The 24485-nt window shown below is 66.3% G+C and carries 27 protein-coding genes and 1 tRNA gene; 10 read left to right on the forward strand and 18 right to left on the reverse strand.

Annotated elements, in window-relative coordinates; genetic code table 11:
- Nucleotides 1–246: 246 nt before the first annotated feature.
- The gene (locus PMI02_RS23860; protein ID WP_007687874.1) at nucleotides 247–1278 is read left to right on the forward strand and encodes a VacJ family lipoprotein; all 1032 of its coding nucleotides are present in this window, start codon (nucleotides 247–249) and stop codon (nucleotides 1276–1278) included.
- A gap of 6 nt (nucleotides 1279–1284) precedes the next feature.
- Here PMI02_RS23860 and PMI02_RS23865 read toward each other — a convergent pair whose 3' ends face one another.
- The 7 genes from PMI02_RS23865 to PMI02_RS23895 all read right to left on the reverse strand — a co-directional run bounded on the left by PMI02_RS23865 (nucleotide 1285) and on the right by PMI02_RS23895 (nucleotide 7861).
- A complete protein-coding gene (locus PMI02_RS23865; protein WP_007687875.1) occupies nucleotides 1285–1692 on the reverse strand; it encodes a DoxX family protein in 408 nt (135 codons plus the stop codon).
- 82 nt (nucleotides 1693–1774) lie between these two features.
- Nucleotides 1775–4054, reverse strand: a complete 2280-nt coding sequence (locus tag PMI02_RS23870) for a TonB-dependent receptor (protein ID WP_007687876.1) — start codon at nucleotides 4052–4054, stop codon at nucleotides 1775–1777.
- Nucleotides 4055–4308: 254 nt separating this feature from the next.
- Nucleotides 4309–4890 (reverse strand): TetR/AcrR family transcriptional regulator, encoded by a 582-nt coding sequence (locus tag PMI02_RS23875; RefSeq protein ID WP_007687877.1) that lies wholly within the window; start codon nucleotides 4888–4890, stop codon nucleotides 4309–4311.
- Nucleotides 4891–5014: 124 nt separating this feature from the next.
- Nucleotides 5015–5425 carry a hypothetical protein gene (locus PMI02_RS23880; RefSeq protein WP_007687878.1) on the reverse strand — a complete coding sequence of 137 codons (411 nt, stop codon included), beginning with the start codon at nucleotides 5423–5425 and terminating at the stop codon, nucleotides 5015–5017.
- Nucleotides 5426–5513: 88 nt separating this feature from the next.
- The gene (gene tldD / locus PMI02_RS23885) at nucleotides 5514–6932 is read right to left on the reverse strand and encodes a metalloprotease TldD (protein WP_007687879.1); all 1419 of its coding nucleotides are present in this window, start codon (nucleotides 6930–6932) and stop codon (nucleotides 5514–5516) included.
- Nucleotides 6933–6987: 55 nt separating this feature from the next.
- Nucleotides 6988–7194: a zinc-finger domain-containing protein gene (locus tag PMI02_RS23890; protein WP_007687880.1), complete on the reverse strand. Its 207-nt coding sequence runs from the start codon at nucleotides 7192–7194 to the stop codon at nucleotides 6988–6990.
- Nucleotides 7195–7291: 97 nt separating this feature from the next.
- Entirely contained in the window at nucleotides 7292–7861 is a 570-nt protein-coding gene (locus tag PMI02_RS23895) for an FMN-dependent NADH-azoreductase (RefSeq protein ID WP_007687881.1), read from the reverse strand.
- A gap of 106 nt (nucleotides 7862–7967) precedes the next feature.
- Between PMI02_RS23895 and PMI02_RS23900 the strand changes: the two genes are divergently transcribed.
- A complete protein-coding gene (locus PMI02_RS23900) occupies nucleotides 7968–8378 on the forward strand; it encodes a helix-turn-helix domain-containing protein (protein ID WP_007687883.1) in 411 nt (136 codons plus the stop codon).
- 30 nt (nucleotides 8379–8408) lie between these two features.
- Here the strand turns inward: PMI02_RS23900 and PMI02_RS23905 are convergent, their stop codons facing one another.
- Nucleotides 8409–9680 (reverse strand): cytochrome P450, encoded by a 1272-nt coding sequence (locus PMI02_RS23905; RefSeq protein ID WP_007687885.1) that lies wholly within the window; start codon nucleotides 9678–9680, stop codon nucleotides 8409–8411.
- Nucleotides 9681–9826: 146 nt separating this feature from the next.
- Between PMI02_RS23905 and PMI02_RS23910 the strand changes: the two genes are divergently transcribed.
- Nucleotides 9827–10783: an ABC transporter ATP-binding protein gene (locus PMI02_RS23910; protein ID WP_007687886.1), complete on the forward strand. Its 957-nt coding sequence runs from the start codon at nucleotides 9827–9829 to the stop codon at nucleotides 10781–10783.
- Nucleotides 10784–11453: 670 nt separating this feature from the next.
- Complete coding sequence (nadB, locus tag PMI02_RS23915) at nucleotides 11454–13079, forward strand: L-aspartate oxidase (protein WP_007687888.1); 1626 nt, start codon at nucleotides 11454–11456, stop codon at nucleotides 13077–13079.
- A 46-nt stretch (nucleotides 13080–13125) separates the two neighbouring features.
- On the opposite strand, the gene PMI02_RS23920 is transcribed toward nadB, so the two are convergent.
- A tRNA-Gly gene (locus PMI02_RS23920) sits at nucleotides 13126–13200 on the reverse strand.
- Between the two features lie 231 nt (nucleotides 13201–13431).
- Here PMI02_RS23920 and PMI02_RS23925 point away from each other — a divergent pair.
- Nucleotides 13432–14334, forward strand: coding sequence for a tetratricopeptide repeat protein (locus PMI02_RS23925; RefSeq protein ID WP_036505272.1), 903 nt, complete (start codon nucleotides 13432–13434; stop codon nucleotides 14332–14334).
- A 4-nt stretch (nucleotides 14335–14338) separates the two neighbouring features.
- Nucleotides 14339–14950: an LON peptidase substrate-binding domain-containing protein gene (locus PMI02_RS23930; RefSeq protein ID WP_007687890.1), complete on the forward strand. Its 612-nt coding sequence runs from the start codon at nucleotides 14339–14341 to the stop codon at nucleotides 14948–14950.
- Nucleotides 14951–14980: 30 nt separating this feature from the next.
- Here PMI02_RS23930 and PMI02_RS23935 read toward each other — a convergent pair whose 3' ends face one another.
- From PMI02_RS23935 to PMI02_RS23970, 8 genes are all read right to left on the reverse strand, one after another.
- Nucleotides 14981–15310, reverse strand: a complete 330-nt coding sequence (locus PMI02_RS23935) for a YnfA family protein (protein WP_007687891.1) — start codon at nucleotides 15308–15310, stop codon at nucleotides 14981–14983.
- A 13-nt stretch (nucleotides 15311–15323) separates the two neighbouring features.
- Nucleotides 15324–15947 (reverse strand): MarC family protein, encoded by a 624-nt coding sequence (locus PMI02_RS23940; RefSeq protein ID WP_007687892.1) that lies wholly within the window; start codon nucleotides 15945–15947, stop codon nucleotides 15324–15326.
- A gap of 3 nt (nucleotides 15948–15950) precedes the next feature.
- Nucleotides 15951–16667 (reverse strand): hypothetical protein, encoded by a 717-nt coding sequence (locus PMI02_RS23945; RefSeq protein ID WP_007687893.1) that lies wholly within the window; start codon nucleotides 16665–16667, stop codon nucleotides 15951–15953.
- Nucleotides 16664–17560, reverse strand: coding sequence for a bifunctional methylenetetrahydrofolate dehydrogenase/methenyltetrahydrofolate cyclohydrolase FolD (folD, locus tag PMI02_RS23950; protein WP_007687894.1), 897 nt, complete (start codon nucleotides 17558–17560; stop codon nucleotides 16664–16666). Before folD ends, PMI02_RS23945 begins: the two co-directional genes overlap by 4 nt.
- Nucleotides 17560–17853 carry a YggT family protein gene (locus PMI02_RS23955; protein WP_007687896.1) on the reverse strand — a complete coding sequence of 98 codons (294 nt, stop codon included), beginning with the start codon at nucleotides 17851–17853 and terminating at the stop codon, nucleotides 17560–17562. The genes folD and PMI02_RS23955 overlap by 1 nt, the downstream gene beginning before the upstream one ends.
- 233 nt (nucleotides 17854–18086) lie before the next feature.
- On the reverse strand, nucleotides 18087–18638 hold the full coding sequence (locus PMI02_RS23960) for a hypothetical protein (protein WP_007687898.1): 552 nt from the start codon (nucleotides 18636–18638) through the stop codon (nucleotides 18087–18089).
- A 62-nt stretch (nucleotides 18639–18700) separates the two neighbouring features.
- Nucleotides 18701–19600 (reverse strand): acetylglutamate kinase, encoded by a 900-nt coding sequence (gene argB, locus PMI02_RS23965; protein ID WP_007687900.1) that lies wholly within the window; start codon nucleotides 19598–19600, stop codon nucleotides 18701–18703.
- A gap of 88 nt (nucleotides 19601–19688) precedes the next feature.
- Nucleotides 19689–20339: a queuosine precursor transporter gene (locus PMI02_RS23970; protein WP_007687902.1), complete on the reverse strand. Its 651-nt coding sequence runs from the start codon at nucleotides 20337–20339 to the stop codon at nucleotides 19689–19691.
- A gap of 144 nt (nucleotides 20340–20483) precedes the next feature.
- Between PMI02_RS23970 and PMI02_RS23975 the strand changes: the two genes are divergently transcribed.
- Together PMI02_RS23975 and PMI02_RS23980 are read left to right on the forward strand one after the other, a co-directional pair.
- Nucleotides 20484–20885, forward strand: a complete 402-nt coding sequence (locus PMI02_RS23975) for a hypothetical protein (RefSeq protein WP_036505278.1) — start codon at nucleotides 20484–20486, stop codon at nucleotides 20883–20885.
- 69 nt (nucleotides 20886–20954) lie between these two features.
- The gene (locus tag PMI02_RS23980) at nucleotides 20955–21407 is read left to right on the forward strand and encodes a tRNA (cytidine(34)-2'-O)-methyltransferase (protein WP_007687906.1); all 453 of its coding nucleotides are present in this window, start codon (nucleotides 20955–20957) and stop codon (nucleotides 21405–21407) included.
- 3 nt (nucleotides 21408–21410) lie between these two features.
- Here the strand turns inward: PMI02_RS23980 and PMI02_RS23985 are convergent, their stop codons facing one another.
- Nucleotides 21411–21884: a hypothetical protein gene (locus PMI02_RS23985; RefSeq protein WP_007687907.1), complete on the reverse strand. Its 474-nt coding sequence runs from the start codon at nucleotides 21882–21884 to the stop codon at nucleotides 21411–21413.
- Between the two features lie 316 nt (nucleotides 21885–22200).
- On the opposite strand from PMI02_RS23985, the gene PMI02_RS23990 reads away from it, so the two are divergent.
- Nucleotides 22201–23526, forward strand: a complete 1326-nt coding sequence (locus PMI02_RS23990; RefSeq protein WP_007687908.1) for a NupC/NupG family nucleoside CNT transporter — start codon at nucleotides 22201–22203, stop codon at nucleotides 23524–23526.
- A 91-nt stretch (nucleotides 23527–23617) separates the two neighbouring features.
- Nucleotides 23618–24394 (forward strand): SDR family oxidoreductase, encoded by a 777-nt coding sequence (locus PMI02_RS23995; RefSeq protein ID WP_007687909.1) that lies wholly within the window; start codon nucleotides 23618–23620, stop codon nucleotides 24392–24394.
- Nucleotides 24395–24485: the final 91 nt, after the last annotated feature.

Here is a 24485-nt window from a genome sequence, read left to right on the forward strand (position 1 = left end):
CAAAGGCGGTGAAATGCCGCCTATCTCATACATTTACGGAAAACTGCGGGTCGGCGCGTGTGTTCGCGGCGGGAGCCACCCAGGCGTGCGACGAACGGATGCATTGAAGTGTGGGAATTCGCTGCGTGCAACGTCATTACGGGAAGTCAGCTAGCAAGACGATTGCCAATGTCATGCATCACGGCGCACATTCCGCATCGATCATCGTGACCGGCGGGTGGATTCGAAAAGGAATACGGATTGGGCATGTCGACTATTGCGCTGGCGATGATGCTGGCGACTGCCGAGCCGACTTCTCAAGACCACGAGGATTCCCAAGCGGCGGCTGAAGCCGTTTCCAACGAACCGCTGGTCATTCTCCAGATTCCGCCGCCACAGGCCGAACCCATCCCCGCGCCTGCCGATACGGCAGCCTTGCCGCCGCCGGAAGGCGTTTCTGCCGCCGGCACGGAAGAAGGCGTCATCGTCGTCAATGCCGATCCCCGCGATGTCCGGGCCGACCCGCTGTCAGACGTCAACGTCGCCACTTACGACGCGGTCACGGTGGTTGATGACGCGGTTCTCGGCCCGGTCTCCGGGGCTTACGAGAAGGCGATGCCCGAGCCGATCCGCAATGGCATCCGCAACGTCCTGCTTAACCTCGTCGAGCCGATCGTTTTCGTGAACTACCTGCTCCAGTTCAAGCCGGGCAAGGCGATGGAGACGCTGGGGCGCTTCGGCGTCAACAGTACGCTGGGCATCGCCGGGCTTTTCGACATGGCCAAGCGCAAGCCGTTCTACCTGCCGTACCGCCAGAACGGCTTCTCCAACACGCTTGCCTATCACGGAGTGTCGACCGGGGCGTACCTGTTCCTTCCGATCGTTGGGCCCACGACGGTGCGGGACATGGTGGGGCGGGTCCTCGACGTTTCGATCGTGCCGATGGTCCTCGGCAGTCCGTTCAATACGACGACTTATGCTGTCGGTACCGGCGTGGCGAAGGGGCTCAACGATCGTATCGCGTTCGACGAGCAGATCCAGGCCAACCGCGCGCAGGCCGACCCCTATCTCGCGACACGTGACTTCTACCTGAAGCGGCGCCAAGCGGAAGTCGATGCGCTCCACAGCCCCGAATACAGGGCGCGCAAGGGTATTCCCGAACCGGTTCCACTCGCGCCCGCGCCACATGTGAACCATGGCGCGGCGCCGGGCAGCGACGAGGCTCGGCCGACGATCTACACTCCCAGTTCCACGGGAATGGCTCCGGCAACGCCCGCAGAGCCGGTCCCAACGCCGTAATCCGCGTCAGCGCGCGCGCCGGCGCCAGGGCCAGTCGATGACGCTCGCCGCCCATAGCGGCCACCAAACCAGCACTGGCTGCAGCGTCAGTCGCGGGATGTGGTAGCCGAGGCCGAGCCAGTGGTCGGAGCGAGCCATGTCGATCAGCATGTGCTGGACGTTGGCGGGCCAGACGCAGAGCGCATAGGCCGCAAGGCCGCCGGCAGCAGCCTTGCGCAATGCTGGCGAAAGCGGCTGGACGAGCCCGGCTGCTCCGGCCAGCTCGGCGATCCCGGTGAGTGCCACCGCCAGTTCGGGCGTGGGTACCCACGGCGGTACAATACCGACGAACGGCCCAGGCACCGCGAGGTGCAGCACGCCTGCGGCGGCATAGGCGAGGCAGAGAACGAGACGGGAGATGGCGCGGCGGTTCATCGCTGGCACCCTGCCTCAAAAAAGCCCGGGCGCGAAGGCCCGGGCCTCTCGACGTCGGAGCCAAGGTGGCTCGAAACCTGTCTCAGTAGTCGAACTTGACCGTCACGCCGTAGGTCGCGGGCGCGGAGCGGTCGGTGGTGGCGCCGAGGCCGGTCGAAATCTTCTGCTGGAAGTACTTCGTGCCGGTGATGTTCTTGCCCCAGAGTTCGACACCCCAGTTCTCGGTGAGCCAATACCCGACTGAGCCGTTGAGCAGCGCGTACTTCTTCTGGCGCAGCAGGCCGTCGGATTCGAACGGGAAGCCGCTGTTGTAGTTGCCCAGCAGGCTGAATCGAAGCTCGCCGGTCTCGGTGACCGGGACCGTCAGGCTGGTGCCGAGGCTGGCGGTAAAGTCGGGCGCGCCGGGAGTCTGGAAGCCGGAGGCATTGCCCGAGCACGTGGTGAGAAAGCCGCCGGTGGCCGGGCCGGTCTGTGTGCCGGGATCGGAAGTGCCGGGCGCGTCGCAGACGGCCGGATTGGGGTAGATGAACGGCGCCTGGTAAGCCGAACCCCGTCCGCCGAAGCTTGCAAACCGCGAGTCGAGCCAGGTGAAGCCGCCGAAGATGCGCAAGTTGTCGGTTGGCGCCGCGTCGAACTCCACGTCCAGGCCATCGACTTTCACCGAAGCGGCATTGAGCAGCACGGCCGCACCCAGCGCGCCCGCCGTCGCCGACCGGATCTGGTAGTTCGAGATGTCATAGTGGAACGCAGCGGCGTTCACGCGCAGGCGGCGGTCGAACAGCTCGGACTTCACGCCGATTTCGTAGGCGTTGATGTACTGCGGCTGCACTGGCGGGTTGGTCGGGCTCTGCAGCGAGTACGTGCCCGCCTTGAAGCCGCGGTTGTACGAGCCATAGACGCTGATGTCGTCGGTCAGCTCCTGCCGGATGGCGAGTCGATAGGTGAACCTGCCGTAGTCGATGCCGTCCTCGGTGGGGGTGAACGTCCCCAGCGTATTGTTGGTGACGACGTACTGTCCGCCGCCCAGCTTACGCTTGTCCTTGGTATAGCGGAGGCCGCCGATGACCTGCGTGGTGGGCGTCAGCTTGTAGCTGAGTTCGCCGAAGGCGGCGTAAGAGTCGGTATCGAGCGTGGCGTCGATGTAAGTGCCGCCGTTGATGCCGCCCACGCCCAGGCCCCGGAAGCGCGAGGCGTTGTCGACTTCGGAGCGCAGGTAGAACGCGCCGATCTGCCAGCTCAGCGGCTCGGTGTCCGCCGAGGCGAGACGCAGTTCCTGCTGGTAAGCACGCGAGCCGGACTCGAAGGTGATGCGCAGCCACGGGATCTGGGTAGCGTCGACGTCGAAGTCGGAATTGTTGGTGCTGTCGCGCAGCGAACTGATGCTGGTCAGGTTGGCGAAGCCGAGGTCGGCCTCGATCGTGCCGCTCACGCCCCAGGACTTGAGCTTGGTCAGCGAATACTGGTCGGACGCGGTGTCCATGCTGCCGATCGAAAAGATCGGACCGGTGAGGCCACGCGCCGGGAAGTCTTCGTCGACCGACCAGCCGATCGAGGTGTTGTCGTCCATGTCGTAGTAGTCGCCCGCGAGCGTGACCTTGACGCTGTCGCTGGGCTTCCAGACCAGCTTGGAACGGGCGCCCCAGTACTGCATCTTCTTGATGTCGCGGTTCAGCGTGACATTGCGGCCCCAGCCCTTGGCCTGGTCGTAGCCGGTGAGCGCGAGGTCCATCGAGACGGTGTCGGTCACCGGCCCGCCGACGTAGAGCTTGCCCTGCGCGGTCTGATAGTTGCCGTAACCGGCCTCGCCCTGCGCCTCGAAGACGTCGCCGGGTTCCTTGGTGATGATGTGGATCAACCCGCCGAAGGCATTGCGGCCGAACAGTGTGCCCTGCGGCCCCTTGAGCACCTCGATCCGGGCGATGTTGTTGAACTGGGTGACTGTACCGGACAGGTCGGGGATATAGACACCGTCGACGTAGAAGGCGTTCGAGCCCTCGTCGCCGACCGAGGCGTTGGTAGTGCCCACGCCTCGTACGAAGAACAGTCCGCTGGCGCCCGAGCGCTGGAAGTTCACTGAGGGGACGATCTGGCTCAGGCTGTTGGTGTCGGTGACGCCCGCGCGGGACAGCGCGTCTGCGGTGACGGCCGCGATCGCGATCGGCACTTCCTGCAGGTTCTCCGCGCGGCGCTGGGCGGTGACGACGATTTCCTCGAGACCGTGGACCTCAGGCGGGACATCCGCTGGAGCGGCCGGCGCGGGCGGCGTCTCCTGCGCGAGCGCCGGGGCGGCCAGCGCAAGGGTGCTGGTGGATGCGGCGGCGAGCAAGGCGCGCAGGCGCAGGCGATCGGTGCGATAAGCCATCGGTTCTCTCTCCCTTTTGGTCGGACGCCACGGTATGTTCCGGGTCGCCGTATACGCCTGAGACGCATTGAGCCTTCAGGGCCGCGATAGTACGGCCCCGTGGACTTCGATCGTACACATCATGCCGACTGTACACCTGTCAAGTGGAGCTGCGCGACTGGCGGCGTGCTTGTGCTTGCCCAAGGACGAAGCCTGCCTGCCGCATCAGCATTTGCGTGCATCGCTGCTGCGATATCGATCCGGCGCGTGCCGGCCTAGTCCGGTTCGTACAGCTTGAGGGTGGCCTCGACGAAGGCACGGACCTGCTCATGGCCCACGGTCATGGCCACGTTGTTCTCGATGATCATCGAGCGTGCCATTGCCGAAATCAGCGCGGCGAGTGCGGCGGGCGCCATAGGCGGATCAGTGAGGCCGCGTGCGGCACATACCCGTTCGACGGCCTCGATCTGGATGGCGCGGAAGCTCTCGCCGCTGGCGCGCATCGCCTCGCGCAGGGCGGGGTAGATCTTGCCGAGCGCGACATATTCCAGCATCCGCCGCCCTTCGGGCATGTTGCAGTTGAGTTCCCATAGCGCATGGAGCGGGCGAGGCCCGGACAGCGCCTCGTCGTGCAGGCGGAAGTAGCTGGCGGAAGAGCGCTGGAACACCGTCACCACCAGCTCCTCCATCGAGCGGAAGTAATAGTGGACGAGCTGCGGCTTGACCTCGGCGCGCGCGGCGATGCGCCGCACCGTAAAGGCGGGATAGCCATCCTCGTCGAGAAGCGCGGAGGCGGCGTCGATCAGCCGCAACCGTGTGGCGGCACTGGTCGAGAGGTATCCGCGGTTGGCAACCATCGCGTGCAGTCTATGCGATGACGGTCATATTGCAAACCTGGCAACTGGGGCGAAAGAAAACGGCCGGAAGCCGAGGCTTCCGACCATCTCCTGCTAGGGACAGCGTTTTCGCGAGGCGGGCCAGTTACTTGGCCGCGACCACCTTGCGGTACGGCACGAATTCGTTGAGCGCCAGGAAGCCGTTCCACATGTGGTTGGCATTCCTATCGTGAAGCTGGATGGTATCCACGCTGCAAAGCTGAGAACTGTAGAGCTTGGTCACCATGATGTCGTCGTCGGTGAGCCGATCGACGTTGGTCGGTCGGTTAACATAGAGCGTGGTGCCGACCCGGTAGACGATCGCGGTCTTGTCGATCACGGTCGTGTCCTGCGTCTGTGAATAGGGGATGCAACTCACCGGTTTCCCAGCCTCGCGCCCCTCCAGCATCTTGGCAAGCTTCTGCTCGCCGGTCAGCTTGGTACGGGCATCGACGGCAGGAGCGGCGAGCATGGCTGCGCCGACGGCGAACGTCGCGGCGATGGCAAGCTTCTTCATGGCCTTCTTCCTTTCCAACGCACCCCACGTCATCGTTGGTATGGCACGATTCGGCTGAACTGGGGCTGACCGGACGATGCCCGAGCAATCAGGCCGTGCCGCCCACCGTCAGCCCGTCGATCAGCAGCGAGGGCTGGCCGACGCCGGCCGGCACGCTCTGCCCGCCCTTGCCGCACATGCCGACGCCGCGGTCGAGCGCGAAGTCGTTGCCGATCGCCTTCACGCGGGTGAGCACAGAGGGACCGTCGCCGATCAGCGTCGCGCCCTTGATCGGGGCGCCGAGCTTGCCGTTCTCGACCATGTAGGCCTCGGTGCACGAGAACACGAACTTGCCCGAGACGATGTCGACCTGGCCACCGCCGAAGTTCTTGGCGAAGATTCCTTTTTTCATGCCCGCGAGCATTTCGGCAGGATCGTCGTTGCCGCCCTTCATGAAGGTGTTGGTCATGCGGACTTGAGGCGCATGGGCGTAGTTCTCGCGGCGGCCGTTGCCGGTCGGCTCGACGCCCATCAGGCGAGCGTTGAGGCGGTCCTGCATGTAGCCCTTGAGGATGCCGTCCTCGATGAGCACCGTCTCGCGCGTGGGCGTGCCCTCGTCGTCGATGGTGAGCGAGCCGCGGCGGCCCGGGATCGCTCCGTCGTCGACGATGGTGACGCCGGGCGCGGCTACTCGCTCGCCGATACGACCCGAGAAGGCCGAGGTGCCCTTGCGGTTGAAGTCGCCTTCCAGGCCGTGGCCGATCGCCTCGTGCAGCAGCACACCGGGCCAGCCGGCGCCGCACAGGACCTGGAACTCACCGGCGGGAGCGTCGACGCTTTCGAGGTTGATGAGCGCCTGAGCCAAGGCGGTGTCGATCGCCTCGTTCCAGTTCTCGGGCTTGAACAGGTCGTCGTAGAGAAAGCGGCCGCCCATGCCGAACGAGCCGGTCTCGCGCCGTCCGTTGCTTTCCGCCACGATCGAGACGTTGAGGCGCACCAGCGGGCGCACGTCGGTGCCGATGTAGCCGTCCGGGCGAACGATCTCGACCACCGACCACGAGCCCGACAGGCTGGCGCTGACCTGCGACACGCGCGGATCGCGGGCGCGGGCGGCGGCGTCGATGGTTTCCAGCAGTCGCACCTTCTCGGCGAAGCCCACGAGGTCGAGCGGGGAGGCATCGGTATAAAGGCGGGCGTTGGTCTTGGCCGGGGGCGCCGAGCGCTTGCCGGTGGCCGGGTCGAGCAGCTGCAGCGTCTCGCCCGCGCGGCGGATGGCGGCGGCGGAAATCTCGTTGGCGTGGGCGAAGCCGGTCATCTCACCCGAGACGCCGCGCAGGCCGAAGCCGGCGTCGCGCGAATAATCGGCGGTCTTGAGCCGGCCGTCGTCGAAGCCGAACGCCTCGCTCGCGGCGAACTGCATGAACAACTCGCCGTCGTCGCACGACTTCAGGGTCTCGGCCGCAAGCACCTGCGCCTCTTCGGGCGAAAGCTGGGCGTAGAGGAGCGAGCGCGGGTCGGTCATGGTCATGGCCGACGATATAGGGAGCAATTAGCGCGCGGGGAAGGCGCGATCAGGCAGAACCTCAGGCTGCGTGCTGATCCGCCCCGATGTCGGCGGCACCGCCCTTGAGCACGAAGTGACGGTCGCAGTAGCCGCAGTCGACGTAGCCCTTCTCGTCGATCTCCAGCCAGACGCGCGGATGGCCGAGCGCAGCGCCGGAGCGGATATCGGTGGCCCCGTCGCAGGAAACGCGGTGGGATTCGGTGAGGATGGTTTCGGGTGAGTTCATGGAATGGCCGATTACCAAGGCGTGGAGCTAATTTCCAGACGGGAATTTGCGCACCGATGCCGTCGTCCCGGACGGTTCCGGGACGACGGCATATCGGTCAGGCCGGGATCACCAGGTCGCCCGCTTCGGCGACGGCGGCAGCGACGGCCTTGGCGCGGGTCTCGGCGTCGATGGCGAGGCCCTCGGCGAGGATGAAGGTAGGGTTGGTGATGCCGATGAAGCCGAGCACCGCGCGCAGGTACGTCTCGGCATGCTCGACGGCGGCGCCGGGCTGGCCTTCGCCGTAGTAGCCGCCACGCGAAAGGGCGACGAAGACCTTCTTGTCGCCGACCAGGCCGACCGGACCCTCGGCGGTATAGCGGAAGGTCTGGCCGGCGATCAGGATGCGGTCGAGCCATGCCTTGAGCTGGCTGGGGATGGTGAAGTTGTACATGCCCGCGCCGATCACGATTACATCGGAGGCGAGGAATTCGGCGAGTTCGGGAGTGCCGCCCGGCGTGCCCAGCACGTCGAGGGTGAGGTGGGGCAGGGCATCGGTGGCAAGATCGCGTGTGGTGACCTCGATCGCGGGATCGGCGGCGGTCAGCGCGGAAACGATGGCGGCGGAGATGGCGCGGCTGGCGGAATTCTCGCCGGTGATGCTGGAGTCGATCTGGAGAAGCTTCATGTTGGAAGATCCTTGAACGGAGACAGGAGGTCTGGAATTGTGACCAGGTCTAGCTATGTTGCCAGGGTAGCCGCGCCAAGAGCGCATATTTTTGGAACCAGGTACCATGAAGCTGACCACGTTCGACGAAGCTGACCTGCCGTCTCAGCCCAAGCACGACCCTGCCAGCAAGGACTGCCGGCTGGTTGGCGACATCCTTAGCCGGGTGGGCGACAAATGGTCGATGTTGGTGGTGATGACGCTGCTGGACGGACCGCTCCACTTCAACGAACTGAAGCGCGCGATCCGGGGCGTGTCGCAGCAGATGCTCTCGCGCAACTTGCGGGCGCTGGAGCGTGACGGGCTGGTGACGCGCACGGTCCATGTCGGCGTGCCGGTGCGCGTGGAATATGCGCTGAGCGACCTCGGCCGCTCGCTGTCGGGGCCGGTGAAGGCGCTGAGCAGCTGGGCGATCGACAGCGGCCCGGTGATCGAAGCCAGCCGCAAGGTCTACGACGGCGCCCACGACGAGGCTTGACCGAGCCCCGTCGTCCGATGCGGCGCCTTCTCAGGCCGGCGTGAATTTCACGTGCAGGTCCGCCAGCCCCCGGATGATGTAGCTGGGTTCATACGAAACTCGCCGCGCGCCCGCAGGCCCATGGTGAGCCTCGTCGAGCGTGATCGCGCTGGTGTGTTCCAGGAAACGGTCGAGGATCACCGCCACTTCCGCGCGGGCGAGCGGGGCACCGGCGCAGGTATGGGCGCCGCGTCCGAAGGCGACATGCTCCTTGATGCGCGGCCGGCCGAGGCGGAATTCGGCGGGGTCGTCCCAGCGGCGCGGGTCGCGGTTCGCGGCGGAGAGGGAGATGACCACGCGCTTGCCCGCCGGGATGTCCATGTCGCCGATCGCGGTGTCGCGCGCGGCTATCCGGAAGGTCGCCTTGGTCGAGCCTTCGAGGCGCAGCACTTCCTCGAGGAACGGGCCGATCAGCTTGCGGTCCTCGCGAAGCTGCTGCTGCATATCCTGGTCCTCGCACAAGCGGCGCAGCGCATTGCCGATGAGCTTGGCGCTGGTGTCCTGCCCGGCGGCGAACAGGAACATTGCCGACTTCACGACTTCCATCATGTCCGGCGTCGAGCCGTCGGGATACTTCGCCATCGCCATCTCGGTCATGACGTCGTCCTGCGGGGCCGCGCGGCGCTCGCCGATGTAGCGGGCGAAGTAGCCGGCCATGACCATCAGCGGATGGATGCTCTGCGGGGAGTCGGCGGCGTCCATGTTGCCCGGGGGCGGACCCGAGTCGATCAGGTTGCGGAACGTCTCACGATCATCGGCCGGGACGCCCAGCAGGTCGGCGATGACCATGGTGACGAAGGGCGTCGCCACCTCGTTCACCAGTTCGCACCCGCCCGCCGCGACGACCCTTTGCACCATGTCGTCGGCATAGGCACGCATGAATGCCTCGTTGGCCTTGAGGCGCGAAGGCACGAACAGCGGGTTGAGCAGCGAACGGGCGGCGAGGTGTTTGTCACCGTCGTAGGAGACCATCAGCTCCATCTCGCCGCTGGGATTGGCGTCGAGCAGGGCGGAGATGTCGTTGCCGGAAAGTTCGAAGGGCAGCGCGACGAGCGGATCGGGGTTCAGCCACGAGGAGAAGTCGCGCTTGTTGAGCAGCACTTCGACCGCCTCCGCAAACCCGGTGATCACCAGCACGTCCCGGCCGGCCATCTGGTGGACGGGGCCGTGGGCGCGGATCGATTCGAAGTAGTCGTAGGGATCGAGCAACACCGAATGGTCGGTGAAGTAGTCCTTCTCGATGACGGTCGCGGCAGTGGCCATGGTTGCTCTCCCGTTTGTGCGGCCTTCTTGGCCTGCTGATAGTGATATAGTGTGTATCATATCCGCAGGGGGAGCGGGCGTCAATCTCGGCCCCAAACAACCTTGCGCTCTTTACGCAGGCGGGATCGTGGCCCAAATGCAGGGCCATGAGCACTTCCCCCCAGACTACCGCCGCCATCTCCATCCGCGACCTCGTCAAGCGCTATGCGCCTGCGGGCCCCGGGGAAGGTAAGCTGGCGCTCAAGGGTGTGTCGTTCGACGTTCCGGAAGGCGGCATCTTCGGCCTGCTGGGCCCCAATGGCGCGGGCAAGTCGACGCTCATCAACATCCTTGCCGGCATGGTGATGAAAACCTCCGGGTCGGCCGAGATCTGGGGCTTCGACATCGACCGCGACACGCGCAACGCCAAGCGCTCGATCGGCATCGTCCCGCAGGAGATCGTGTTCGACCCCTTCTTCACGCCCTTCGAGGTGCTGGAGATCCAGGCCGGTCTCTACGGCATTGCCAAGACTTTGCGCCGCTCGGAGGAATTGCTGCGCGCGGTCCATCTCGCGGACAAGCGCGATGCCTATGCGCGCACCCTGTCGGGCGGCATGAAGCGCCGCCTGCTGATCGCAAAGGCGCTGGTCCACCAGCCGCCGGTGCTGATCCTCGACGAGCCAACCGCGGGCGTCGACGTCGAACTTCGCCGCCAACTGTGGGAACTCGTCACCGAACTCAACCGCGAGGGCGCGACGGTGGTCCTGACCACGCACTACCTCGAGGAAGCGGAGGAACTGTGCGACCGCATCGCCATCATCAACCACGGCGAGCTCATCACCAACAAGCCCACCCGCGAACTCGTGGGCATGGCACGCGAGAAAATAATCGTCCTGACGCTGGACCGGGACGTGACCGAGCTGCCCAGCCACCCCGGCTTCCTGAAGTGCGTGAAGTCCGGCGAGCGTGTGCTCGAGATCACTTACGACAAGGATCGCAGCAACGCGGGTGAAATCCTTTCGGCGCTGCAGGCTCAGGGCTTCGCGATCGTCGACGTGACCACGCGCGAGGCGGATCTAGAGGACGTGTTCGTCACCTTGACGAGCGAGGCAAGCGCGGCCTGATTCCCAGGAGCCGGACGGAACGAGGACGCCGCGCCGGTCGCGAATCCGGCGTCAGGCGGCGACTCGGTGCGGGCACGTTGCCGGCGGGCGGGCCGATCTGCCGAGTCGGTGCTGCAACTGCGAAACATGGGTATTTTCGGAGGGAGTCAATCGATAGGTGGCCGCTCGCTGGGCGGTTATCGGGACAATGGGCGACTACCGGATTTCTAAATGTTGCTGCATGCAAAGCAGAATGTCGTCGGAGGCGTCGATGGAGCACTATTCGTACAGAGTTACGCAGCAGCCAAAAACCTCGGTAAATTTACTCAGTCGTCGTCACTATTGCCGTCGTCAAGTTTCCAGACCTTCCTTTTCTTGCGACGGATAGTCTTTCCGCAATTCTTGCAAACACCAACATAACTAAGTCCGTCCCATGTGACGCCCTTGCGATTGGGTTCGTGCCTATTAGCAAAGCATAGTGCAATCGATATCGCCACGGAAATTGCCCCTCCGGTGTGCTGCGGAAGCTGACTGGACTAATCAAGAACGGTTGCAAGTTAACAATTTAGCAGAAATTACGGGCTTTGTAATCATTTCACTTTCGATATCGAAATTTGTGTCGCGCCGCAACATCCGGGGGCGGTATCCCGAAACTGTTGCGGTCCCAATAAGGGAGTGGCTAGGAGGCGTCATGGAAACGCCATCCCACCCCGAAGCCAACACCCCTCACGCATTCGACGCGCTCGTGATCGGGTCCGGCGCCGCCGGCCTTACCGCCGCGCTCGCGCTGGCCGACAAGGTGAAGGTCGCCGTGCTCGCCAAGGGCGGGCTGGCCACCGGCTCCACCGCGTGGGCCCAGGGAGGCATCGCCGCCGTACTCGACGCCGGTGACACTTTCGAGGAACACGTCCACGACACCATGGTCGCCGGCGCGGGCCTTAACCGGCGCGAGACGGTGGAGTTCGTCATCGAGCGCGCGCCCCACGCGATCGACCGGCTGATCGAACTGGGCGTACCGTTCAACACCGAGGGTCCTGAAGGTACGGGGGCGCTGCACCTGACCCGCGAAGGCGGGCACTCGCACCGCCGCATCGTCCACGTCGCCGATGCGACGGGTTGGGCAGTGCAGCAGGCACTGCTCAAGGCAGCCGAGGCGCACCCCAACATCACGCTCTTCCCCGGCCGCTCGTGCATCGACCTCATCACCGGGCGGCACGAGATGCGCTATTCGGGATCAGGTCGCGTCTGGGGCGTCTACGCGCTCGACGAGGAAAGCGGCCATGTCGAGGCGTTCACCGCCCGCGCCACGGTGCTGGCGACCGGCGGGGCAGGGCGCGTCTACCAGTTCAGCACCGCGCCGCGCGGCGCGACGGGCGACGGCATCGCCATGGCCTGGCGCGCGGGCGCGCGCGTCTCCAACATGGAGATGATGCAGTTCCACCCGACCTGCCTCTACAACCTCGAGGTCAAGAACTTCCTCATCACCGAGGCCGTGCGCGGCGAGGGTGGCCACCTCATCAACCCGCGGACCGGCAAGCGCTTCATGACCTTCTACGATCCCGAGCGGCTGGAACTGGCCCCGCGCGACATCGTGGCGCGCGCGATCGACTCCGAGATCAAGCGCTTCGGCCTCGACTTCGTCCACCTCGACATCAGCCACCAGCCGCCCGAGTTTGTGAAGGAGCACTTCCCGAACATCCACGAGAAGCTGCTGGGCCTCGGCATCGACATGACCAAGGAGCCGATCCCGGTCGTTCCTGCGCAGCACTACACCTGCGGCGGCGTGCTGATCGACCTCGACGGCAAGACTGACCTGCCCGGGCTCTATGCCGTCGGGGAATGCACCGAGAGCGGACTGCACGGCGCCAACCGCCTCGCATCCAACTCGCTGCTCGAATGCTTCGTCTTCGGCGAGGCCGCCGCCGCCGACATCCTCGCCCAATGGCACGAATTCGAGGCGCCGCCGCCGGTACGCTCGTGGGACGAGAGCCGCGTGACGGACTCGGACGAGGAAGTCGTCATCAAGCAGAACTGGACCGAGATCCGGCGGTTCATGTGGAACTACGTCGGCATCGTGCGCACCACCAAGCGGCTGGAACGCGCCATGCACCGCATCCAGATGCTCAACGGCGAGACCGAGGAATACTACCGCCACTTCCGCGTCTCGACCGATCTCATCGAACTGCGCAACCTGCTGCAGAGCGCGGAGCTGATCGTTAGCAGCGCGCTCAAGCGCCACGAGAGCCGGGGCCTGCACTATACGCTGGACTATCCCGGAATCGACGCGGAGCCGCTCGACACGGTACTCGTCCCCTAGGCGGGCGAACCGATTAGGTGACAGATTTGCTTATATGGGGGGAAACTGGAGCGGGCGAAGGGATTCGAACCCTCGACCCCAACCTTGGCAAGGTTGTGCTCTACCACTGAGCTACGCCCGCTCTGGCGCTTCACGAACCGGTCGGCCTGAGGGGCTTCCGGTGTGGAGGCGCGCCACTAGCAGCGGTCGGCGGGGGCTGCAAGAGGGAACTGCAAGAATTCTGCAATTGCGCCGCCGACGCTGCGCAGGGGCGCTTCGCGGATGCATTCGCCCTTCACAAATCGCCCCGGAAGGCCGATCTAGGGCCCTCGTCCGGCGTAATTTGCACATGGGAGCACGTAACTTGGCCAGCATGGGTCTCAACCTCGACGAGCAGAAGGCAGTGGACCGGTTCCGCACAGCGGTGGCCGAGCCTTCGATGACCCAGCTCGTCATCCTCGACTTCTGGGCGGAATGGTGCGGCCCCTGCAAGGCACTGACGCCCGTGCTGGAAAAGGTCGCTGCGGACTACGCCGACAAGGGCGTCCTGCTCGCCAAGGTCAACGTCGACGAAGAAGCGTTCATCGCCTCGCAGTTCCAGGTCCGCTCGATCCCCACGGTCTACGCGATCTTCCAGGGCCAGCCGGTGGCCGACCTCACCAATGCCCGCAGCGAATCGCAGCTCAAGACGATGCTGGACCAGTTGCTCGAGAAGCTGCCCGTCCAGCCCGCCGGCGCCGAGCCGCAGGTCGACCTCGTGCCGCTGATCGCCATGGGCGAGGAAGCGCTGGCCGAGGGTGACGGCGAGCGCGCCGCCAGCATCTTCATGCAGATCCTCGAAGTCGCGCCCGACAACGGCGAAGTCATCGCGGGCCTCGTGCGCTCCTTCATCGCCGCGGACAGGCTCGAGGAAGCCGCCCAGGTCCTCGATTCGCTGGGCGAGCCACTGACTGCGGACCCCCATGTCGAGCGCGCACGCAAGGCGTTGTCGCTCGCCCAGGACAGACCCGACGACAGCGCGCTGGCCGCCCTGCGCGCCGCCGCTGCCGAGCGTCCCGCCGACATGGACGCCCAGCTCGCTTTCGCCGGTGCCGCCTTCGCGGCCGGGGAGCGCGACGATGCCGCGGCGACGCTGCTGCGCATGGTCGCCGCCGACCGCGAGTGGAACGAGGGCGCCGCGCGCGCCAAGCTGCTGCAGATCTTCGAGGCGGTCGGACTGGAAGACCCTTGGGTGTCGGCCACGAGGCGCAAGCTCTCCACCGTGCTGTTCGGCTGACACGTTGGCGCGCGTCACCATCTTCCCCCTGCCGGGCGCAGTGCTTTATCCAGGGTTGCAGTTGCCGCTCCACATCTTCGAGCCGCGCTACCGGGCGATGGTGAGCGATGCACTCGCCCGCGACCGCTTGATCGGCATGATCCAGCCGCAAAGGCCGGTGGAGGGTTCTCCGCTTTACTCCATTGGCTGCCTGGGCCGCATCGGCGACGTCGAAGCGCTCGAGGACGGACGGTTCAACATCGTCCTCACCGGCGAGGCGCGGTTCAGGGTCTCGCGCGAACTCGACGTCACGACGCCGTTCCGCCAGGTCGAGGCGGAAATCCTGACGGAGCGCGAAGACGAAGTGCTCGCTCCGATCGAACGCGCGAGCTTCGAGCGCGAGGCGCGTCGTTTCGCCGACGCTCAGGGTTACGTGGTGGACTGGGAGCAGGTCGGGCGGCTGGACGACCTCTCGCTCATCAACGGCGTCTCGCAGATCGCCCCGTTCGATCCCGCCGCCAAGCAGGCGCTGCTCGAGGCCTCGGGGCTGGGAGACCGGTGCGAGTTGCTGGTCCAGCTGATGCAGTTCTTCGGCCGCACCAACGACGACGACGAAGACGGCGCGACGCTGCAGTAGGTTCCTCCGCGAAACGGGGAGGAACGGGCGTCATGCCCGATGCGGTGCCAGCAAGATCACGCCTGCGCCGATAAGGCACAGCGCGGTGCCGGTCACGTCCCACCGGTCGGGCCTTACGCCCTCTGCCAACCATAGCCAGACCAGCGCCGAGGTTATGTAGATGCCGCCGTAGGCCGCGTAGGCCCGGCCCGCCTGCGAGGTATCGACCAGGGTCAGCAGGTACGCGAACAGCACCAGCGAGGCGCAGCCCGGCACCAGCCACCACACGCTTTTCGATAGCCGCAGCCAGGCCCAGAAGGCGAAGCAGCCCGCAATCTCCGCCAGTGCCGCGCAAAGATAGATCGCACCGGCCGGGATCATGGCGCCTGCACCATCAGGACAGCAGCGTGGCCTTGACCCCGTCGATCACATACTGCGCCGCCAGCGCGGCCAGCAACACGCCGAGCAGGCGGCTGATCACCGCCTCCACCTTGTCGCCCAGTACGCGCATCAGCGGGCCGGCGGCGGCGAGCGCAGCGAAGCTCAGCGCCATGACGGTCAGCATCGCGCCCAGAATCACCAGCGTCTGCATGTCGCCCTTGGCGCGCGAGGTGAGCAGCATCATGGTTGCGATCGAGCCCGGTCCCGCCAGCATCGGCATCGCCATCGGGAAGACCGAGACGTCCTCCACCTCGGGCGTGCCCATCAGCTTCTCGGCCCGTTCCTCGCGGCGCTGGGTGCGCTTTTCGAACACCATGTCGACCGCGATCATGAACAGCATGATGCCGCCCGCGATGCGGAAGGCGTCAAGCTCGATGTGCAGCGCGCCCAGCAATCGCTCTCCGAACAGGCCGAAGACGATCAGGATGGCGCTGGCGATCAGGCAGGCGCGGCCCGCCATGGCGATCGCCTGCCGCCGGGTCGCGCCTGCGGACAGACCCGCGTAGATCGGTGCGCAGCCGGGGGGGTCGATCACCACGAACAGGGTGATGAAGGCGCTGATGAAGAGTTCGTACATCCGTTATTCCGTCGGCTTGCTGGCGGCCACGTCGAGCGACAGGACTTGCCGCATCTCGCCGCTCTTGCGCAGCGATACCGAGACCGTGCGGCTGTTGTCGGGCGCGACGTCGTAGGACCAGCTCAAGGTCCCGTCGTCGGAGCGGCCGAAGCCCTGCTGCGCCGCGAGGCCCGACTTTTCCTGGACCACGATGGCGCCTTCCGGCAGCGGGGCACCGGGGCGCTCGGTGCAATCCGCGACCGAGGCGGAGAGCATGTCGGGCTCCTTCAGCGGCTCGGCGAGAGTATCACCCTGGTCCAGCACCCAGCGGTACTTGCCCTTTTTCACCTGTTTCCAGATCGTCGTGAAATAGCCGGTCGAACCGTCTGGCTGCTGCCATGCGCCCTTGGTGACGCCGAGGGTGCCGTCGCAGCTCATCCAGACCTGATGGGCCTGCCACTGCACCGGCGCGGCGGGCTCCTTGCGGCCGCTGAGCCACGCTTTCGCATAGACGGCGCGCGGGGTGAACATGACGGCACTATCATCCGCATACTCGCGGAAGGCGGTCCACTGCCCCTTCTCGCGCGCCATGCGGGCGAAGGCGATCTCGGCGGCGACGAGCGCGCTGGGGTTCGCGGTGCCGGTGCCCGGCGGCGGCATGCGGCGGTGTTCGGCGTGGACCGGGGAAGCCAACGCGCCCGCCAGCGCAAGAAGCGCCAGGGCGGGCGCGACGCGCTTCAAAGGACGCTCTCGTCGATCTCGAGGCCCATGTTGCGGTGCGCGGCGACGATCGTGTTGCGCAGGAGCACGGCGATGGTCATCGGGCCGACCCCGCCCGGCACCGGGGTGATCGCGCCTGCGACCTCGGACGCGGAGGCGAAATCGACGTCGCCGACCAGCCTGGTCTTGCCTTCCTCGGCGCCGGGCACGCGGTTAATGCCCACGTCGATGACGGTGGCGCCGGGCTTGAGCCATTCGCCCTTGACCATCTCCGGGCGGCCAACGGCGGCAATGACGATGTCGGCGCGGCGCACCGCTTCGGGCAGGTCTTTCGTGCGGCTGTGCGCGACGGTGACGGTGCAGCTTTCGGCGAGCAGGAGCTGGGCCATCGGCTTGCCGACGATGTTCGAGCGCCCGATCACCACCGCGTCGAGGCCCGAGAGCGAGCCCAGCTTGTCCTTGAGCAGCATCACGCAGCCAAGCGGCGTGCAGGGCACGAAGCCCGGCAGCCCCGTGGCGAGGCGCCCAACGTTGACGACGTGGAACCCGTCGACGTCTTTGTCGGGGTTGATGGTGGCGATGACCTTGGCCTCGTCCATGTGGCCGGGCAGCGGCAGCTGGACTAGGATGCCGTCCACCGCCGGGTCATTGTTCAGCTGCTCGACCACCGCCAGCAGGTCCGCTTCGGAAGTATCGACGGGCAGCTTGTGCTCGAAGCTCTCCATCCCGCAGGCCACGGTCTGCTTGCCCTTATTGCGCACGTAGACCTGGCTTGCAGGGTCTTCGCCAACGAGCACCACTGCGAGGCCGGCCTTGCGGTTCGCCTTTTCCAGGAAGCCCGCCGCCACTTCGGCGACGCGGGCGCGCAGGTTCTCGGCAAAGGCCTTGCCGTCGATGATCGCTGCCTCGCCCATCAGTAATAGGCCCGCGCGAGGTTGCCGAGGATGATTTGCAGGATGGTCAGGCCGATGATCAGCACCATGGGCGAGAAGTCGATAGCGCCGGTGTTAGGCATGATCTTGCGGATCGGCCGCAGCATCGGCTCGAGGATCGCGTTGAGAGCCGTGTAGACGGCGGAAACGAACTGGTTGTGCATGTTGACCACGTTGAACGCGATCAGCAGGCCGAGCACGAACTGCACGATGACCACGAAAACGATGATGTTTATGAGGTAATCGACGATCTGGTAGAGGGTGACGAACAGCAACGTCGGCTCCTTTGGTGCGCGGGGCGCGCGTCTAGGTCGCGCTGATAGCCGAGCGGGCGGTATCCCGGCAAGGGTGCGTCCACCACGGATGCATCGGGATCGACGAAAATGGCAGGCTCGGCGCGCTTCGCTGAGTTCGACGCCCCGGTCCATGTCTCGTCATCCCCGCGAAGGCAGGAATCGATCTCACGCCCGTCCAACTCGACGCGGCATCAGCTGGGTTCCGGTTCCCGTCACTGCGTCAGCGTGGACGTCCGCTCGATGCGCCAGTTGAGCTGTTCCTCGCTCGCGCCCGGCACGTCGTTGACGCGGCGCAGGACGATGGTGCCGCGCTTGGAGGGCCGGCCGTCGCCGAAGTCCACGACCAGTGGCGCTTCGTAGTAGAGCGAGCCGGCCGCGCCTTCCATGTCGCCCTTGCCGACCGCGAGCTTGGGCCCCGCCTTGCCGCCGAACTCCGCCTCCAGCTTGGCAGGGGTCATCTGCGCGTCGAGGCTCCACGCCTTGGCGCCGCTTGTCCAGTCGCCGACGCGGATGGCGCTGACGTAGTAGCGCAGCAGGCGTTCGGGGTCGCGGCGCTCGGCCAGCGCGGCCATGTCCAGCGTGGAATCCGCTACGGGGGCGCCGGTGGCATCCCCGCCAGGCGCATCGTCGACCACCGCACCGCTGGCATCGGAAGCCGCGTCCGCGCTCGCGCCATCGCTGGGCCCGCCCGGCGTCTTGTCGCAGGCGGCGAGCAGGAGCGCCGAGCCCGAGAGAGCAATTGCGAGTGCGGCTGTGATACGCATGTGCTTGAAAGTGCCTTTCAGTTGGCAGGTTCCCCCAAGGAACGATGGACCGCGGAAGATTGTCAGCCCGCCCGGATCAGGGTGCCCGCACCTTCCTGCGTGAATATTTCCAGCAACATGGCATGCGATACCCGTCCGTCAAGCACGACCGCCGCCTCGCAGCCCGCCTCGACCGCGTGGATGCAGGTCTCGAGCTTGGGAATCATGCCGCCGCTGATCGTGCCGTCGGCCTTGAGCTTCTCGATCGCGGCGGGGGTGAGGTCGGTAAGCAGCTCGCCCCGCTTGTCGAGCACGCCCGCCACGTCGGTCAGCAGGAACAGGCGCGAGGCGCCGAGCGCGGCGGCGATGGCGCCGGCCATCGTGTCGGCGTTGACGTTGTAGGTCTTGCCGTCCGGCCCCGGCGCGATCGGCGCGATGACCGGGATCATGCCGGCGGCGGAAATGGTGTCGATCACGGTAGTGTCGATCGTCTCGGGCTCGCCCACGAAGCCGAGGTCGACGACCTGCTCGATCAGGCTGTCGGGATCCTTGCGGGTACGCTCGACCTTGCGCGCCGTCACCATGCCGCCGTCCTTGCCAGAAACGCCCATGGCCTTGCCGCCGGCACGCGCGATCCAGCCGACGATCTCCTTGTTGATCGCGCCCGACAGGACCATCTCGGCGACCTTGGCGGTCGCCTCGTCGGTGATGCGCAGCCCGTCGACGAAGCGGCTTTCGACGCCCATGGTTTTCAGCATCGCGCCGATCTGCGGCCCGCCGCCGTGGACGACCACGACGTTGATGCCCACCGCCTTCAGCAGCACCACGTCCTCGGCGAAGTCGTGCGCCTTCTCGGGGTCGCCCATGGCATGCCCGCCGTACTTCACGACGAACGTGCGCCCGGCGTAGCGCTGCATGTAGGGCAGCGCGTCGACGAGGGTTTCGGCCTTGACGAGGAAGGCGGGATCGTGGGGATTCGACATGGCTTAGCGCTTTAGCCCGCTTGGCGCGATTTTGAAGGCTTTTTCGGGGGAAATTCGCCCCCGCGCGGCGGGTGGGACAAAATGTCCGTCAGGCGTCCAGCTTGCGGCCAAGCTTCACGAAGAACCAGATGAACGGCGGCACCATGATCGTCGAGAGCACCAGCTTCGAGATGATCTGGCCCTCCATGATCGAGAGCAGCGGCAGGCCTGTCCCCACGAACGAGATCGTGATGAACAGCACCGTGTCGATCACCTGCGACAGCATCGACGCGATCCAGGCGCGCACCAGCAGCAGGCGGCCCTTGCCCTCGGACATGCGCGAGAACAGGTAGACGTTGAGCGTCTGCGACACTCCGTAGGAGATCAGCCCCGCGAACTGCATGCGCGCGCCCTGGCCGAGCAGGCGGGCATAGGCCTCCTGGTCGCCCCAGAACGAGGCGGGCGGGACGACGTGGATCACGAAGGTCAGCAACAGCATCGAGACGATCAGCGGGATGAAGCCGTAGCGCACCAGCCGGTTGGCGGTCTCCTTGCCGTGCAGCTCCGCGATGGCGCTCGACAGTACGACCAGCAGCAGGAAGGCGAAGATGCCCGATTCCACAGCCAGGTCGCCCAACACCGGCCAGTGGCCCAGCGAGGCGAGCTTGGTGCCCAGCACTCCGGCCAGCACCACCAGGCCGCCATAGAGCAGCGAAAAGACGAACAGCGAGCGGGTGATAACGGGAGCGGGTCGATTCATCCGCCATGCTCATAATGCGCGGCGCCCGATCGCACCAGAGCGCGTGGATAAATTGGAGCGGAGCCTGGACGGCAGGCTCCATGCGGCGGCGGGCTCCGCCAAAGACGGCTTGATCTCCTGCCCGTCCGGGTGCCAACTGGGGTGATGAAACCACATACCCGCGCCATGATCGCCGCCTCCGCCTTCGCCCTTGTCAGCGGCAGGAAGGTCGCCGGCCTGTACGACCACTCGGCCGGGCAGGACCGGCGCATCGCCGCCGAGGGGCGAGGCGACCAGCTGCAGGGCTTCGACGGCGACCGCGCTGTGAAGTTCGGCGGCACACTTCCCGAACTCTACGACGCCGGGGACAGGACCTTCGTGGCGTTCGAGATCGACGGAACGAAAGTACGAGGCTACGACCGCGGCTCGTCCAGCTCCTTCGAGGCCGAGGTGAGCGACGGTGTGGTGCAGGTCTACGACCACGGGCAGGCGGCGTGGTTCGCCTACGACATCCAGGACGCCGATGCCGCCCAGAGCTATCTCCGCACCGCGGAGGAGGGCCGCTAGCGCCTGTTCCCGGCAAAGCTCCCGGGCGCAAGGCTTGCATAGCTCGCCCGTCGGCGCCAATCAGCCCGGATGCGCATTGCTCTTTTCGAACCGGAAATCGCCGGAAACGTCGGCGCCGTCCTGCGTCTCGGCGCCTGCATGGGCGCCGCGGTGGACCTGATCGAGCCCATGGGGTTCGAGTGGGACGACCGCCGCGTCCGCCGCACCGCGATGGACTATATCGATCACGTGACCGTCACCCGCCATGCCGGTTTCGAGGCGTTCACGGCCGCCATCGCTCCGCGGCGCCTGGTGCTGTTCACGACCAAGAGCAGCTCGTCGATCTACGACTTTGCCTTCGGGCCCGACGACGTCCTGCTGTTCGGCAAGGAAAGCGCGGGCGTTCCGGCCGCCGTGGCGGACGCCTGTGACGCGCGCGTGCGCATCCCGATGCGGCCGCAGGTCCGCTCGATGAACCTAGCCTCCTCGGCGGCGCTCGCGCTGGGCGAAGCCATGCGCCAGACGGGAATCTTGCCGGGCTGACCGCTACCTGACAGGCCTGCCGCGCTCGTCCAGCCTCAGGTTGCCTCCGCGAAGCCGCCGGATCGCGGTCACTTTGCCGTCTGCAACGTCGTAGGCGACCGCGTCGTATGACCAGCAGCAATGTGCGGGAACCTCTCCTCCCCAGCTGCCGGCCGAATTGAAATACTCGATGAAGAGGAGGCGCCCGGTCGAAGAGAAGCCGGGCGACAGCTTGAACGACACGCCCCGGGCCGCCAGCTTCTTGCCGTAAATATCCAGCCACCGGGCCCTGGACTGCGCCACGACGCGGTCGTCCTCGGTGACGACCACATCCGCCGCTAACAGCGCGGCGTAGGCTGGCACGTCCTTGCCTTCGACGGCGCGCACCAGTTGCTCGGCGAGCACGTCCTGTCCCGGCAACGAAGGCGGAGGCGGCACCTGGGCCTCGCCGGGAGAGGCGAGCATCATCATCGAAACAGCCACGGTTCTTTTCAACATCGCCGTCCGCCTTTCATGTGCAACTGGCCGTTGATCGAGACCACCGGAACGGCCGGTTTCTTCGCACCCGGGGGTGGATTACCCCGGCGAACTCGATACCCCTCTACGTATTCCATTGGGTGGACTGTTCCACGCGAAAGGCACGGCCGCAACGGGAGTGAGCCCGGACGGTCCGTAAACCTGTGTCAGCGTGTGACGGGGCCGCCCTATCCCCGGCCGATTGCCGTCCGGTTCGAAAATGCGCTGGCCGTCTCGCCTGCGCCCCACTAGGCTCGGCGGCTTCGTCAATCGTTTCTTCCGGGAGCCGCGCGCCTCGATGCATGTCGCCTACAGCCTGATCGGCATCGTTCTCATCATGGCGGCAGCCTTCCTGCTTTCCACCGACCGCAAGGCGATCCGCCTGCGCGTCGTCGGCGCGGCTTTCGCGTTGCAGGCGGGGCTTGCCGCGCTGGTGCTCTACGTGCCGTTCGGCAACCGCCTGCTGCGCGGCGCGGCCGGCGGCGTGGAGAGCCTGCTCGGCTATGCCCATGCTGGGGTCGACTTCCTGTTCGGCCCGCTCGCCTCGCCGGAGATCGGCGGCACCAGCTTCGCGATCGCGGCGCTGCCGGTGATCATCTTCTTCGCCTCGCTGATCTCGATCCTCTACTACCTGCGGATCATGCCGCTGGTGGTCCGCTGGCTCGGCGGCGCGCTCGAGAAGGTGACCGGGATCAGCAAGGTCGAAAGCCTCTGCGCCGCCTCGAACATCTTCGTCGGCCAGAGCGAGGCGCCACTGGTGATCCGCCCCTACCTCGCCTCGCTCAACCCCTCGCAGCTGTTCTGCGTGATGACGGTGGGCCTCGCGGGCGTCGCGGGTACGATCCTCGCCGCCTATGCCTCGATGGGCATCCGCATCGACTACCTCGTCGCCGCCGCCTTCATGTCGGCGCCTGGCGGTATCTTCATGGCCAAGATGATCATGCCCGACCCGCGCCTCCCCCTTCCCGTGGAAGGCGACGTGCATGAAGGCACCGCCCCGCCCGCCGGCATGGCCGCCGCCGCGCTCAACCGCGAGGACGTGACCCACCAGCCGGGCGTCCACGTCGACGAGCCCGAAGCGGTGGAGCACGAGGAGGAAAAGCCCGCCAACATCATCATGGCCGCCTCGCAGGGCGCGCAGACCGGCGTCAAGCTGGCGGTGGCGGTGGGCGCGATGGTGCTCGCCTTCGTCGCGCTGATCGCGCTGGCCAACGGCTTCGTCGGCTGGTTCGCGGGGCTGTTCGGGTTCGCGGGCGTGACCTTCCAGTCGCTGCTGGGCTATCTCTTCGCGCCGATCTTCTACCTGCTCGCCGTGCCCGACTGGACCGAGGCGATGCACGCGGGCGGCCTGTTCGGCACCAAGATCGTGCTCAACGAGTTCGTCTCGTTCATCGAACTGGGGAAGGACGGCGTGCTCTCCCCGCGCACGGTCGCGGTGGTGACCTTCGCCCTCTGCGGCTTCGCCAACTTCTCGTCGATCGCGATCCAGATGGCGGTGACCGGCGGCCTCGCGCCCAACCAGCGGCCGATCATCGCCAGGCTGGGCCTGCGCGCGCTTGCCGCCGGCAGCCTCTCGAACCTGATGAGCGCGGCGCTGGCGGGCTTGTTCCTGACGGCGTTCTGACGCCGCACGTCGGGGCGATCTCGCCCGGCGGCGTCTGGACAAGATCGCCGGGCACCGCTCATCTCCCGGCCAAACGGTGATGGAGAGAACGATGCCCGAGCGATTCCGCGAGACTTACGGCCCCGTGGCGCTGGTGACCGGCGCATCGTCGGGCATCGGCCTCGCCATCGCCGAGGAACTGGCGGAGCGCGGGCTGGACCTCGTGCTCACCGCGCGGCGGACCGACCGGCTCGACGCGCTGGCCGAGCGGCTGCTGTCCTCCCACGGCATCCGCACCACCGTGCTGGGCTGCGACCTCGCCGATCCCGAGGCGCCCGCGCGCATAGTCGAGACCACGCAGGGCACCGACATCGGCCTCGTCGTCAGCAACGCCGGCTTCAACGTCAAGGGCGCCTTCGAGAGCACCGACGCCGCTGCCATGGCCCGGATGCTCATGGTCAACTGCCACGCCCCAATGCAGCTGGCGCATGGGATGATCCCGAGGCTCAAGGCGCGGGGGCGCGGCGGCATCCTGTTCACCGCCTCGGTCGAGGGCCTGATCGGCTGCCCTTACTCCGCCGCCTATTCGGCCTCGAAGGCGCTGGTCGTGGCGCTGGGCGAAGGGCTCTGGGGCGAGATGATCGGCACCGGGATCGACGTACTGACGCTGTGTCCCGGGGCTACCGAATCGGAAGCGACCGCGGGGATGGAAGGCCTCGCCAACCTTCAGAGCGCTCCCGAAGTCGCGAAGCTGGCGCTCGACAACCTGCGCGAGGGACCGACCTTCGTTCCCCACGCCCACTACCGCGAAATGTTCGAACGATTGCGCGCCATGCCCCGCCGCGAGGCTCTGGCAGGCATGGCCGAGGGCATGCGCCGCCGCGCCTGACCCTGAATTGCGGGGGCGGCGGCCCATGACGACATTCGTCATGAACAAGTCGCCCCGATTGCGGCATTGTCGGATCGACTGCAATTCCAGG

The sequence above is a fragment of the Novosphingobium sp. AP12 genome, assembly GCF_000281975.1.
In the GTDB taxonomy this organism is placed as follows: Bacteria; Pseudomonadota; Alphaproteobacteria; order Sphingomonadales; family Sphingomonadaceae; genus Novosphingobium.